At 71.9% G+C, this 12,963-nt stretch carries 13 protein-coding genes and 1 tRNA gene; 11 read left to right on the top strand and 3 right to left on the bottom strand.

Going from position 1 to position 12,963, the window contains the following annotated elements:
* Positions 1-1,136: 1,136 nt before the first annotated feature.
* Positions 1,137-1,322 carry a hypothetical protein gene (locus ACIQR3_RS28690; protein WP_403543530.1) on the bottom strand — a complete coding sequence of 62 codons (186 nt, stop codon included), beginning with the start codon at positions 1,320-1,322 and terminating at the stop codon, positions 1,137-1,139.
* 212 nt (positions 1,323-1,534) lie between these two features.
* A complete protein-coding gene (locus tag ACIQR3_RS28685; protein ID WP_403543529.1) occupies positions 1,535-2,041 on the bottom strand; it encodes a cupin domain-containing protein in 507 nt (168 codons plus the stop codon).
* A 139-nt stretch (positions 2,042-2,180) separates the two neighbouring features.
* Here ACIQR3_RS28685 and ACIQR3_RS28680 point away from each other — a divergent pair, with 139 nt between their 5' ends.
* The 10 genes from ACIQR3_RS28680 to ssuE all read left to right on the top strand — a co-directional run bounded on the left by ACIQR3_RS28680 (position 2,181) and on the right by ssuE (position 12,090).
* Positions 2,181-2,615 (top strand): RrF2 family transcriptional regulator, encoded by a 435-nt coding sequence (locus ACIQR3_RS28680; RefSeq protein ID WP_403543540.1) that lies wholly within the window; start codon positions 2,181-2,183, stop codon positions 2,613-2,615.
* Complete coding sequence (locus ACIQR3_RS28675; protein WP_403543528.1) at positions 2,612-3,547, top strand: DsbA family protein; 936 nt, start codon at positions 2,612-2,614, stop codon at positions 3,545-3,547. The genes ACIQR3_RS28680 and ACIQR3_RS28675 overlap by 4 nt, the downstream gene beginning before the upstream one ends.
* 458 nt (positions 3,548-4,005) lie before the next feature.
* Positions 4,006-5,577: an ABC transporter substrate-binding protein gene (locus ACIQR3_RS28670; RefSeq protein WP_403543527.1), complete on the top strand. Its 1,572-nt coding sequence runs from the start codon at positions 4,006-4,008 to the stop codon at positions 5,575-5,577.
* 29 nt (positions 5,578-5,606) lie between these two features.
* Positions 5,607-6,602 (top strand): ABC transporter permease, encoded by a 996-nt coding sequence (locus ACIQR3_RS28665; protein ID WP_403543539.1) that lies wholly within the window; start codon positions 5,607-5,609, stop codon positions 6,600-6,602.
* Between the two features lie 3 nt (positions 6,603-6,605).
* Positions 6,606-7,484, top strand: coding sequence for an ABC transporter permease (locus ACIQR3_RS28660; RefSeq protein WP_403543526.1), 879 nt, complete (start codon positions 6,606-6,608; stop codon positions 7,482-7,484).
* Positions 7,484-8,371 (top strand): ABC transporter ATP-binding protein, encoded by an 888-nt coding sequence (locus tag ACIQR3_RS28655; RefSeq protein WP_403543525.1) that lies wholly within the window; start codon positions 7,484-7,486, stop codon positions 8,369-8,371. The genes ACIQR3_RS28660 and ACIQR3_RS28655 overlap by 1 nt, the downstream gene beginning before the upstream one ends.
* Positions 8,368-9,216 (top strand): ABC transporter ATP-binding protein, encoded by an 849-nt coding sequence (locus tag ACIQR3_RS28650; protein WP_403543524.1) that lies wholly within the window; start codon positions 8,368-8,370, stop codon positions 9,214-9,216. The genes ACIQR3_RS28655 and ACIQR3_RS28650 overlap by 4 nt, the downstream gene beginning before the upstream one ends.
* A 57-nt stretch (positions 9,217-9,273) precedes the next feature.
* Complete coding sequence (locus tag ACIQR3_RS28645; RefSeq protein ID WP_403543523.1) at positions 9,274-10,614, top strand: LLM class flavin-dependent oxidoreductase; 1,341 nt, start codon at positions 9,274-9,276, stop codon at positions 10,612-10,614.
* Between the two features lie 85 nt (positions 10,615-10,699).
* On the top strand, positions 10,700-11,461 hold the full coding sequence (locus ACIQR3_RS28640; RefSeq protein WP_403543522.1) for an alpha/beta hydrolase: 762 nt from the start codon (positions 10,700-10,702) through the stop codon (positions 11,459-11,461).
* Between the two features lie 71 nt (positions 11,462-11,532).
* Positions 11,533-12,090, top strand: a complete 558-nt coding sequence (gene ssuE, locus ACIQR3_RS28635; protein ID WP_403543521.1) for an NADPH-dependent FMN reductase — start codon at positions 11,533-11,535, stop codon at positions 12,088-12,090.
* A gap of 176 nt (positions 12,091-12,266) precedes the next feature.
* On the opposite strand, the gene ACIQR3_RS28630 is transcribed toward ssuE, so the two are convergent.
* Positions 12,267-12,340 (bottom strand) — tRNA-Pro (locus tag ACIQR3_RS28630).
* Positions 12,341-12,439: 99 nt separating this feature from the next.
* On the opposite strand from ACIQR3_RS28630, the gene ACIQR3_RS28625 reads away from it, so the two are divergent.
* The gene (locus ACIQR3_RS28625) at positions 12,440-12,946 is read left to right on the top strand and encodes a DUF309 domain-containing protein (RefSeq protein WP_403543520.1); all 507 of its coding nucleotides are present in this window, start codon (positions 12,440-12,442) and stop codon (positions 12,944-12,946) included.
* The last annotated feature ends 17 nt before the right edge of the window (positions 12,947-12,963 follow it).

Here is a 12,963-nt window from a genome sequence, read left to right as displayed (position 1 = left end):
GTGCGGTGCAGTCCTAGACAGCTCCACCACACCGGAGGTCTTCGCCATGATCAAGCCCCGTCGGCGTTAACAACGCTCGTGATCAATACACCTAGGGCCTGTCGTTCGGATCAGGTCGCAGGGCATCGGCGGTGACTGCTCACGCCGGCGAGCGGGGCCGGGTGCCGTCCCGGGTGGCTCCCTGACCGTCCGTCACCGGACTCCGGTGCCCACGGCGTCGCCGTCCACGGACCCTGCCCACCCGCCCGCTCCGCCGGCGGAGCGGATATCGCCGCCGGCGGCCGGCTGGAAGGCCGAAGCGGGCAGGAGCCGGTCCGCCGTACCACCCCGAACGGACATGAGTGAATCCCTGCGGGACGGTCCTCCGGACGGACAGGGCCGCGAAGAGCCGATTTACCTGCTTTTTCACGCGGGGAAGGCGTCCGGGAAACATGCCCGGTCGCGGACAGCCGAGCCCGACCGATTCCAGTCATTCATTCCTTCCGGCCGCTATCACTTGTATCGCTCTTGAAGCTGCCTTAGCCTGTTGCTTACTGTTTCGAATGGACCATCGCGTCGTATGTGCCATGGCGGGATGGGGGTAAATCGCCCATTGCGATGCGCGGCACATCCCTGCGTCCGGGCACCCGATGAGAGGCAGAAATGGGTAGCGTCCTTCTTTTTTCGCGAGACCTGAACGGGTCGCGCGGCGCATTACGGCCCGCCGCCCTCGGGGTGGCGCGAACGGTCATTTTTTCTCGTCGCGAGAAGTCCGAGTTCGGCCCCATGGGGCCGCTCGCCACCGACGACCCTTTCACATGGATGCCGTGGCACCCTCAGGAGGACACGGAAGAGGACGAGGAGCAGCAGCCCTCCGTTCCCCAAGCATGGTCAGGGCCCCAGGAGTACGGCTGATCTTTTCTGTCGCCACGTACAACCTGGAACCAGGGCGCACGCCGTGCGGTAGCAAGCGTGCCGTGCAGGCACGCGAGCACCGTGTGGTCCCCAAATGGTCCCCAGACCTCACCCTATGGAACTGTGGGACAACGGCAGGAAGCCGATCATCCCTCTGGTGGATCCTCACCCGCCGGGACCGGGCCGGATCTGCCGGCACGGGCAGTCGCCGCTGCCGCACATGAACTCCGCGGCCGAGGACGTCACACGTGCACCGACGAGACGTCCACCATCGAGGGGCCGTGCCCTGCCCGTCCTTGGCCGAGCGGGCCGCCTCGCACCTGCCACCAGGCATCTCCGACGACGCCGACCTGACCGCACTGCGGCCGGGCGAGCACGTCGTCCTGCCCGGGTGCGGACTCGGCCTCCCCGGCAGGCGGCCGCGTCATCGACGCGGGTCTGCGCGGCCCCACCCCCGCCTCATCGCGCCTCGGCGCACCGACCGACAGCCGCGTTCAGGTCGCGTGCGCCCGGCCCCGCACCGACGCCCCCGCCTTTCGGCGGAACGACGAGGCGGCCCGCACCCCGCTGCGGTCTCTGCGCCCCGTCTCGCCCAGCAGGCCCAGAAGCCACGGGGGCGCAACTGTCTGCCTTCAACCGGTCAGTCCTCGTCGGCCGGCAGCGCGTACAGCCGGGGCAGGTTCACCACGATCGCCTCCTGCGTGCTGCGGGCGATGACCACCACCGCTTCCTCGGCCGGATCCGGGTTCTCCTCACGGTGCGGAACGAACGGGGGGACGAAGATGTAGTCACCCGGTGACGTGCGCAGCCGCACCTCCTCGGCGTGCTCACCCGAATCGTCCAGGAAGACGAACTCGGGGTGGCCGCTGACCACATGGATCGCGGTCTCCGACTCTCCGTGGTGGTGGTCGGACGAAGAGGTCGCCGGCGCGACGTGGGTCTGGCCCATCCACAGTTTCTCGGAGCCCACCGTCCGCCCACTCACGGCGGCGAACCTGCGCATACCACCGGTCTGCGCCGTGTCACCGTCGAGGGAGCCGGCGCGCACATGGTGCAGGCGGGTCCGCAGCGGGGCGGCCGACCGCCCGGGGGCGTCGTGGAGATGGGGATGGAAGCCCTCACCCGGGGCTGTCAACGACTCGCTCATGCCGGGGACGCTAGAAGGGCGCCGAAAAAGATGTCAAGAGGTGTCCATTGCCGTTCACCTGCGGCAATGTTCCCGCAACAGACGACGGAAGCGGGTGGAAACACCCGCCGGGAGGATGAGTTCCGGCATCATGGACGCCATGCATATCTCCGCGAAGGCGGACTACGCCACGCGGGCCCTTCTGGAGCTCGCCCGTGAACCCGCCCGCCCGCTGACGTGCGAGGCCATCGCCTCCTCCCAGCAGATCCCGTTCCGCTTCCTGAAGTCCGTCGTGGGCGAGCTGCGCAAGGGCGGACTGGTCCGCAGCCAGCGCGGTTGCGAGGGCGGCTACTGGCTGGGCCGGCCCGCCGAGGACATCACACTGCTGGACATCTCCCGTGCGGTCGACGGGGAGTTGCTCACCCTGCGCGGCGATCCCCTGGACGCGCTGGACTATCCCGGCGCCGCGGCCGGGCTGCCGGATGTGTGGCGCCGGATCGAGGCGGACGCCGCGGCCGTGCTGGGCGGGGTGACCGTGGCCTCGCTGCTGCCCGTGCCGGCCGGCGCAGGGCTGTCCGGGAAGGGAGCCGCGTGACGGCGGAGTCGGGCGAGTCCCTGGTGGAGGTGGTGGAGTACACCGATCCGCTGTGCCCCTGGGCGTGGGGCTCGGAGCCCGCGTTCCGCCGGCTGCGCGCGGCCCTGCCCGAGCGGGTGCGGCTGCGTCGCGTCTTCTGCGTTCTCTTCGACGAGGACGACGACCCGCCGCCCGACCCGGCGGCGGAGACCGCCTGGTACGAGGGTTACGTCGACGAGGTCTGCCGGCACACCGGCGCTCCGCGGGCGGTTCGGCTGAGCCGGGTGGCGGCGAGTTCCTGGCCGGCCTCGCTCGTCGCCAAGGCGGCGGAACTGCAGGGCTCCGAAGTGGCCGAGCGGGTGCTGCGCAGACTGCGGGAGACCGTCTTCGTCCTCGGCGAACCGGCCGACACTCCCGCGCTGGCCCTGTCCGCGGTACGGGGCACACCGGGACTGGACCTGGCGCGGCTGTCCGTCGACGCCTCGTCCGACGCCGTACTGGACCGGGTGCGCGCCGACCACCGCGAGGCGCGTCGTCCGGTCCTCGAATCCCTTCACGCGCCGGGTGGTTCGCCGCATCCGGGTGCCGCGAAGGAGACTCCCGACGGCGGCCACCGGTACGCGTTGCCGACCGTGCTCGTCCGGGCGCCGGGCAGCCACCGCGTGGTTCCGGGGTGGCGCCCCTACGAGGCGTACGCCGACGCCGTACGGGAGCTGTGTCCGCGGTTGGCGTGGGATCCGGAAAAGGCCCCTCTCGCCCCGAACGAGGCACTGCGGCGCTACGGAAGCCTGACCGGACCGGAAGCACGGCTGCTGACGGACGGTCCGTGGCCGCCGCCCGGAGCGGTCCGGGTCGGGACCGGGAACGGCCCGCTGTGGCTGCACCCGCGGGAGGCCGCGACGCACCCGGCGACCCGCCCGGGCGCTCCGGCCGCCCCGCGACAAGGTCGCTGATCTGCGGTCGGGACCTGTCCCGCCGAATGAGACACCAATAGGTGTCCATTGACAGACGCTCGTGGCTGCCCCCAGGATGTGGCACATGCTCACGACGCACCCCGGCGTGGTGTGCCGCTACGTGGACCTGCGGCGCACCTGCAGCGCCCTCTGTCGCTGACCGACCGCCCTCCGCGGCCCCCCTGCGCCTGACGGTCTCCGTCAGTTCCGGCCGTCCGCCGCTCAGTCGAGCCGCGCCCGCCGTCCGCGCCGTCCCCTTCCCGCGCGTTCCCCGCCATCCACGCCGCTCAGTCCGGTCCGCCTCCGCGCACCCGCCGACGCCATGGGCACCGAGTCCGCCTCGACGTGCCCCGGTACGTCCGTGCCGGCGTCGGGCGCGGTGGCGCGATCCTCCCTGCCCCGCTCCCGCCCGCGGCCGTCCGGCCACGCGGAGCCGGCACCGTCACAGAAAGAACGAGATGCCCGGACGACTCACGCCCCGACGCCCCGGACCGCACCGCCGATCCGGCCGACTGCGTGCCACCGCACTCGGCGCCGCCCTCGCCACCGTGCTCGTCCCCGCCCTCAGCGCGTGCGGCGGTGACGCGGCCTCCGCGAACGGCGCCGCCACCCTGAAGTGGACCTCGACCTACTTCCCCGCCCACTGGGACCCGGTCGTCTCGGGCAGCGGCGCCCAGTTCCGCGAACTCTCGCTTGTGTACGCCTCGTTGACCCGCACCGACACCACCGGCAAGGCCGTCCCTGATCTGGCCGAGAGCTGGGAGTACAACGACAGAGGTGACCGGATCACCTTCCATCTGCGCCCCGGACTGAAGTTCAGCGACGGAGAGCCGGTGAACGCCGCCGCCGTGAAGGCCGCCGTCGAGCGGGCGCAGAAGCAGAAGAACTCGGCGCTCTTCGGCGATCTGACGTCGATCGAGTCGGTGGAGGCCAAGGGCCTGGACGCGGTCGTCCACCTCAATCAAGTCGATTACCAGATACCCCAGTTGCTCGGTCAGAGGGTCCTGCAGATCGCCAGCCCCAAGGCGGCCGCCTCGCCCGGGAAGCTGGACCAGAACCCGGTCGGCGCCGGCCCGTTCACCGTGACGCAGCTCGTCCCGGGGACCAAGGCGGTCCTGAAGAAGAACCCCGACTACTGGGACGCGGAGAACATCCACATCGACCAGGTCGAGCTGACCTCGGCGCCCGACGCCTCCACGGTCGTCTCCGGTCTGCAGACCGGTGTGTACAACTTCGCGGACATCGACCCCAGTCAGGCGGACGCGGCCGAGAAGGCGGGCCTCGACGTCTTCGTCCAGCCCGGGTTCAACGCCTCCAACATCAGCCTGAACGTCAACAAGGCACCCTTCGACAACGACAAGGTCGTCGACGCCGTACGGCACGCGATCAACCGGCAGGAGTTCGTCGACAAACTGACCTTCGGCTACGGCGAGGTGACCGACCAGCCCTTCCCGAAGGGCTATGTGGCCTACGACCCGCGGTCCGAGGACGCCTACCCCTACGACCCGCAGAAGTCGAAGAAGCTCCTCGCCGAGGCGGGTTACGGGGCCGGTGACATCAAGCTGGACCTGGTCGTCCCGGCGGAGGACCCCCAGGCGGAGATCGTCCAGTCACAGCTGGCCGAGGTGGGCATCACCGTCGACATCACGATAGACAAGAACTGGGCCACGCCCTTCTTCGCCAAGGACCTCACGTTCTCGCTCTACAGCACCACCGGCCGGGACTCCGCGGCCCAGACCCTCACCGCCCACTTCGGCCCCGACGGCCCGCTCAACCTCAGCTCCCCCTACCAGCCGGACGGCTTCGAGGAGGCCATCGCCAAGGTGCGCCGGACCCCGCTGGACGCGCCCGAGTACCCGGAGGTGCTCCAGGCGGCGACGCGGGCCGGCCTGAAGAGTGACGCGCTGGTGTTCACGTACTCCTCGCCCAACCTGATCGCCAAGAGCAAGTCGGTCTCCGGCCTGCCGGAGATCCCCGCCCACATCGACTGGACCGGCGTGACCATCGGCGGCGAGGGGGCGACGTCGTGACGGCGGCCGAGGCTCCGGCGGAGGCCGGCCTGCGCGGCGGGCTCGCCGCGACCAGGGTGCGGCACACGCTGGGCCGCGCCCTGGTCACCCTCGCCCGGTCGGTCGCGATCTTCGTGCCCGTCTTCCTCGTGGCGACGTTCGTGACGTTCGCGCTGCGGTCGCTGAGCGGCCTCAGCCCGGCCCGTATCCAGCTCGGCGAGCAGGCGACTCCCGAGGCCGTCGCCCGGGTCGAGGCGCAGTGGGGCCTGGACCGGCCCTTCCTGGTCCAGTACGGGGACTGGATCGGCGGTGTCCTGCACGGGGAACTCGGCACCAGCTGGACCAACGGCGCCGACATCTCCACCCTCATCGGCCTGGGGCTGGGAGTGAGTCTGTCCGTCGCGACGTTCGCGCTGGTCATCGGCGTGGTCGTGGGCTTCGCGCTCGGCACGCTGGCGGCGCTGCGCCGCACCACGTGGGTCGACCGCGCGGTCACCGGGTTCGTCACGGTGATCTCGGTGCTGCCCGCCTTCGTGGTCGGCATCGTGCTGGTCGCCGTCCTCGCCGTCCAGCTGGGCTGGTTCCCCTCCGCCGGATACGTCCCGGCGGAGCAGGGGCTCGGGCCGTGGCTCGCGCACATCACGCTTCCGGCGCTGGCGCTGAGCTTCGACGTCATCGCCGACGTGGCCCGTCAGCTCCGCTCCAGTCTGGTCGCCGCCTACCAGGAGAACTACGTGACGGGCGCGGTCGTACGGGGGCTGAGCCCCCGCCGGATCTTCTTCGTCCACGTCCTGCGCAACGGCCTCGGCCCGACGCTGGCGACCCTGGGCCTGAAGTTCCCGGCCCTGGTCGGCGCCTCCGTGGTCACCGAGTGGATCTTCGGCCTGCAGGGCTTCGGCCGGTTCGCCAACGACTCCGCACAGGCCGGTGACGTACCGGCCGTGCAAGGGGTGCTCGTGGTGTCGATCGCCCTGGTCGTCGCCTTCAATCTCGTCGTCAACCTGGTGCTGGCGCGCGTCACGCCGGCCGCGCAGCGGGGAGTGTGAACCATGGTCCGCCGAGTCCTCTCCCTCACCTCCGGCCGCATCGCCGTCGCGATCCTCACGGTGGTCGCGCTGCTGGCGGTCCTCGGGCCGCTGCTCGCCCCGCAGGATCCGCTGGCCACCAGCGACAACGCCCTCGCCGCCGCGTCCGGCAGCCACTGGCTGGGCACCGACCATCTCGGCCGGGACGTCCTGAGCCGGCTGCTCGACGGCTCCCGGGTCAGCGTGCTGGGAGCGCTCGAAGTCGCGCTCACGGCGCTGGTCGTCGGTGCGACACCCGGCATCCTGTCGGTGTACCTGGGCCGGGTCTTCGAGTGGATCACCCTGCGCCTGGCCGACACCCTGGTGGCCCTGCCGTTCCTGCTGTTCGCCGTCGCGGTGATCGCCCTGCTCGGCAACGGGCTGACGCAGGCGATGCTGGTGACGGGCGTGCTGGTGTCGCCCCTGTTCTACCGGGTGTCCCGGGCCGCCACGCTGGCGGTGGCCCGCTCGCAGTACGTCGAGGCCGCGCTGATCTCCGGCGCGTCCGTCGGCTGGGTGGTGCGCCGCCATGTGTGGGTCAAGGTACTCCCGCCGATCGCGGTGGCCCTCGCACAGACCGTCGGCGTCGGCTTCGTCATCGTCTCCAGCCTGACGTTCCTGGGCATCGGCGTGCAGCCCCCGGAACCGACCTGGGGCGGCCTCCTCGCCTCCGACCTCGGCTATCTCAGCCACCGGCCGTGGGCCCCGCTGACCCCCGCGCTGCTGATCACGGTCACCGTCTGGGCCGGCAACCTGCTCGCGGACGCGATCCGCGACGTGTCCGGCGAGACGGGGCGTGCGCTGGTCAGGGGCCGGGGAGCCCGCGCCGACCGAACCGACCCCGCCCCCGCAGGAGGTGCGTGATGACGACGGTTTCCGAGAAGCTCCTCATCCGGGCCGAGGAGTCCGGCGCGTCCGGGCCCTCGCAGGACCCGTCCCCGCCGTTGCTCTCCCTGCGCGACGTGCGCATCGGTGACCGCGCCGACGGCCGGGACATCGTGCACGGCGTGAGCTTCGACCTCACCCCCGGCAGGGTGGTCGGCATCGTCGGCGAGTCCGGCAGCGGGAAGACCCTCACCTGCCGCGCCGCCCTGGGCATCCTGCCGGCCCGCTTCGAGGTCACCGGCGGTTCGATCGAGATCGACGGCACCGACATCGCCACCCTCACGCCCGCGCGGTGGACCGAGCTCCGCGGAGCGACGATCAGCGCCGTGTTCCAGGACCCGGCGTCCTACCTCAACCCGTCGCTGCGGATCGGCAGACAGATCGCGGAGGTCCTGCGGGTCAAGAAGGGACTCGGACGCCGCGAGGCACGGGAGCGGGTCCTCGGCCTGCTGCGCGCGGTGCACCTGCGGGATCCGGAACTGGTGCACGACCAGTACCCCTTCGAGCTGTCCGGCGGCATGCTCCAGCGCGTGCTGATCGCGGCCGCGATCGCCGCGGACCCGCGGATCCTCGTCGCCGACGAGGCCACCACCGCGCTGGACGTCACCGTGCAGGCGGAGATCCTCGACCTCCTGGCCGACCTGCGCGAACGGGCCGGGCTCGCCCTCGTCGTCGTCTCCCACGACCTCGCCGTCGTGGCCCAGCTGTGCGACGAGGTCCTGGTGATGCGCCAGGGCGAGGTGATCGAGCAGGGACCGACCCGCACGGTGCTGAACTCCCCGCGGCACGACTACACCCGGCTGCTGATCAGCGAGCACGAGCAGTACGGACTCGAACGATTCCTGACACCGAAGGAGGAAGCGTGACCGCCGGGACGCCGCACGCCGACACCCGCCCCGTCCTCGAAGTCACCGGCCTGGAGGTCCACCACGGCGCGCGCCGCCGGCGCCGCCGGGCCCTGCACGGCGTCTCGCTGAGCGTCGCCCCCGGCGAGACCGTCGGTCTCATCGGCGAGACGGGATCGGGCAAGTCCACCCTCGCCCGCACCGTACTCGGACTGGTGCGTCCCTCCGCCGGGTCGGTGTTCATCGACGGTACGGACGTCACCGCCCACGGCCCCCGCCAGTGGCGCGACCTGCGCCGCCGCGGAGTGGTCCAGTACGTCTTCCAGGACCCGCTGCGCAGCCTCGACCCGGACCTCACCGTCGAGGCGTCGCTGACCGAGCCGCTGCTCGTGCGTGGTGTGCCCCGCGACGAGGCGGTGGCGCGGGTGCGCGCGTTCCTGCCCCGCGTGCGGTTGTCCGAGGAGTTGCTCGGCCGGCTGCCGGGCGAGCTCTCCGGCGGGCAGCGCCAGCGGATCGCGGTGGCCCGCGCCCTGGTCACCGAACCGCGGCTGGTCATCCTCGACGAGCCGGTGAGCGCCCTGGACTCGGCCAACCGCGTCCAGGTCCTGGACATCCTCAAGGAACTGCGCGCCACCGGCGTGGCCCTCGTGTTCATCTCCCACGACCTCGGGTCCGTCGCGGGGACCGCCGACCGCATCGCCGTGCTGTACCGGGGCGAACTGGTCGAGACCGGCGCCGCCCGCGACATCGTCGGCCGGCCCCAGCACCCCTACACACGGCTGCTCGTCGGTTCCGCCCCGACCCTGCGCGGCACCCCCGCCGACCGGTCCGAGCGCGCGGCGCTGCGCGCCCTGCTGCACGCCTGAACCCCCGTCTCGCCCACCCCTCCTCCCCCTCCCTCCTCAGCACGGACAGGAAGAACCATGCCCCGCAAGATCCATCTCGCCCTGCATCCCTACGGCGTCGGCGGCCCCGGTCAGCACGGCCTGTGGAAGGACCCCCGCGTCGCGAAGAACGCCAGCATCGACATCAATTACTACATCCGGCAGGCTCAGGCCGCCGAACACGCGCTCTTCGACGCCCTGTTCATCGTCGACAGCCAGTTCATCAACGCCACCTACCCGTCGCACTACCTCAACCGGCTGGAGCCGCTGACCCTGCTGTCGGCCGTGGCCACCCACACCCGGCACATCGGCCTGGTGGGCACGGCGAGTTCGACGTACAACTCGCCCTTCAACCTCGCCCGCCGCTTCGCCTCGCTGGACCTCATCAGCGGTGGCCGGGCCGGCTGGAACGTCGTCACCAGCTTCGACACCGGCACCTCGCGCAACTTCGGCCTTGACGAACACCTCGACTACGCCACGCGGTACGGGCGGGCCCTGGAGTTCGTGGAGGTCGCCCGCGGGCTGTGGGACTCCTACGAGGACGACGCCTTCCCCGCGGACGTGGCCCGCAACGTCTTCCTGGACCCGTCCAGGCTGCACGAACTGAACCACGAGGGCGAGCACTTCAAGGTCGCGGGTCCGCTGAACATCTCGCGTTCCCCGCAGGGCCAGCCGGTCATCTTCCAGGCCGGTGTGTCCGAGGAGGGACGCGATCTCGCGGCGCGCGTCGCCGAAGGCATCTACGCGCCGGGCGGATCGCTGGAGCAGGCCCAGGAGTACTACGCCGACATCAAGAAGCGGACCGCCGCGTACGGCCGGGACCCCGACCACGTCAAGATCTTCATCCACGGGGGCCCCGTCGTCGCCACCACCGACGAGGCGGCCCGGCGGCGTGAGCGGGAGATCTTCGAGGAGGACAACGACTTCGACCGTCACCTCGCGCTGCTCGGCCGTTCCTTCGGCGCCTACGACTTCAGCGTGCACGATCTCGACGCCCCGTTCCCGGACGTCGCCCACCTCGCCGAGAAGGGGGGCCGCACGGGCGCCGCGAAGATCATCGAACGGGCCCGGACCGAACAGCTCACGCTCCGTCAGGTCGCCCAGTCCATGGCCGAGTTCCGCCGTTCCCCCTTCGTCGGAGCGCCGGAGACCGTGGCCGACACGATCGAGCGGTGGTTCGACGCCGGCACCTTCGACGGCATCAACCTCGCCTTCCGCACCCAGGACGAACTCGACCTCTTCGTCGACGGCGTGGTGCCGATCCTGCAGAAGCGGGGCCTGTTCCGCACCGAGTACGAGGCCGACACCCTGCGCGGCAACCTGGGCCTGCCGGTCCCGGTCAACCGCCACACCCTCGAGCGCCGTCCGGTGGCCGGCTGAACCGGTCCGCCCCGACCGCCGAGGAACCCCGGCCGGCCGACCACGCCGGGGACATCACCATCGCCGACACGCCCAGGAGCCCCTGATGACCGAGTACACCGACCACCACGCCCCCGAGGGCCTGCGCACCCGCGGAACGATCGTCGTGGTGCCGGGGCGGGGTGAGACCCGCGCGACCTACGGACGGTTCGCCAGGCGGCTCGCCGCCGACGCGTACCGGGTCCGGGTGATCGACGCCCCGGACTTCGACACGTCCGGCACCGACGCGGCACTCAGCCGTTTCGGGGCCGCGCTGGCCGGCGCCGTCGACGGCACGGCGGCCGACGGCGGTGTCGTCGGGCCCGTGGTGCTCGTCGGAGCGGACGCGGGCGCCGTCGCGCTGGCCGCGCTCCTCGGACGGGGCGGATCCGGATGGGCGGCGGACGCCGTCGTTCTCGCCGGCCTTCCGGGGTCCGCGTCCTCCACGGTCGGCTCGTGGGACGAGGAACTCGACATACGCACCTCCTGCCCCGCGCACAGGGGCACACTGAGCGACGACTCCCGGGTCCGGCGGGGTTCGCTCGGCGACGCGGTCCCCGACGCCCTGCTCTCCGCCGCCTACAACGCCGACCTGCCCGTCCCGGCCCTGTTCCTCGTCGGCGACGCGGACCGGCTCGCGGACCACGACGCCCTCACCCGGACGGCCAAGTCCCAGGCCCGGGCCCGCCTCTCGGTGGTCCACGGCGCCCACCACGACGTCCTCAACGACGTGAACCACCGCTCGGTGGCCGCGGAGACCGTCGCCTTCCTGGAGACGTTGCGCAACGGGCTGGTACCGGTGGTCTCGGTGGAGTCGAGCTCCTGGTGAACACCGGGCCGCCACCGGCGTACCCCCGGCCCCGCGCCCCCGCCCGAATCCCGATCACGAAAGGTCCGCCCATGGCCTCCGTCCTGTCCGTCTCCGGAAGCCCCTCCCCCAGCTCGCGCACCGCGCGACTGCTGCGCCACCTCGACGACCGGCTGCGGCTGCACGGGCACGACGTGACGCCGCTCGACGTACGCGCCCTCCCGGCGGAGGCACTCCTCGGCGCCGACTTCCGGCACCCGGCGATCACCGCCGCCACGGCCCTGTTCGAACAGGCGGACGGTGTGGTGATCGGCACTCCGGTGTACAAGGCCGCCTACTCGGGCCTGCTGAAGTCCCTGCTGGACCTGCTCCCGCAGTACGCCCTGACGGGCAAGACGGTGCTCCCCCTGGCCACCGGGGGCAGTACGGCCCATGTCCTGGCCATCGACTACGCGCTGCGTCCCGTGCTCAACTCCATGGGCGCGCTGCACATCGTCCCCGGCTGGTTCACCCTCGACCGGGACATCACCGTCGACGGCAACGGGGCGACGGTCGTCGCGCCGGGCGCCGCCGAGGCCCTGGCACAGGTCACAGACCAGTTCTCCGCGGCACTGGCAGGGACCACCGCCAGGCTCGCACCCACCGGCTGACCGGCGCCCGCCGCGGGGCGGCACGACGCTGACCAGGCCGGTACGACGACGGGAGCGGTGGCAACCTGGTCTTCCGCGGCGTCGCCGGCGCCTGGTCCCCACATGGTCCCCGGGACATGCGTCAGAGGGCCCGCCGGATCGCTCCAGCGGGCCCTCTGACCCGCGACTCTCTCAAGTCGGGACGACAGGATTTGAACCTGCGACCCCTTGACCCCCAGTCAAGTGCGCTACCAAGCTGCGCCACGTCCCGATGCGGTCGTGCACGGCGTTCCGTGCGATCACGCGGTCAATACCTTACCGCACGTCCCGGGGTGCCCCGAAAACGGCGCCGGCGCGGCACAATCGGCGCATGGACAGCGCATCCGCCGACCGGGACCGGGACCGCGACGACGAGGGCCGGGCGCGCAACGCCCGGCCGAGGGACGGGCTGGGCAGGCCCCTGCCGTACGGCGCGGACGGGGTGCCCCGGCAGCCCGAGGGCGTGGTGCGGGCGCCCGAGGAGACGGTCGTGGAGGCGCAGCGGCTGCTGGACGAGGGGAAGCCGTTCCACGCGCACGAGGTGTTCGAGGACGCCTGGAAGTCGGGACCCAAGGAGGACCGGGAGCTGTGGCGGGGCCTGGCGCAGCTCGCGGTGGGGCTGACGCACGCGGCCCGCGGCAACGTCACGGGCGGGCCCCGGCTGCTGCGGCGCGGCGCCGGTGCCGTCGAGGCGTGGGCGGCCGGGGCCGCGCGGCGGCGGCCGTACGGGATCGACGTCGCCTCGGTCGCCGGGTGGGCGCGGGAGCTGGCCGGGGACGTGGAGCGCGGCGGCATACCCGTGGACGCGGCGGCACGCGCACCCCGGCTGCGCGGCTGAACGGGCGTACGGCAGAC

The sequence above is a fragment of the Streptomyces sp. NPDC090994 genome, from assembly GCF_044768905.1.
Taxonomy (GTDB): Bacteria; Actinomycetota; Actinomycetes; order Streptomycetales; family Streptomycetaceae; genus Streptomyces.
This window is presented reverse-complemented; position numbering and strand designations above follow the sequence as displayed.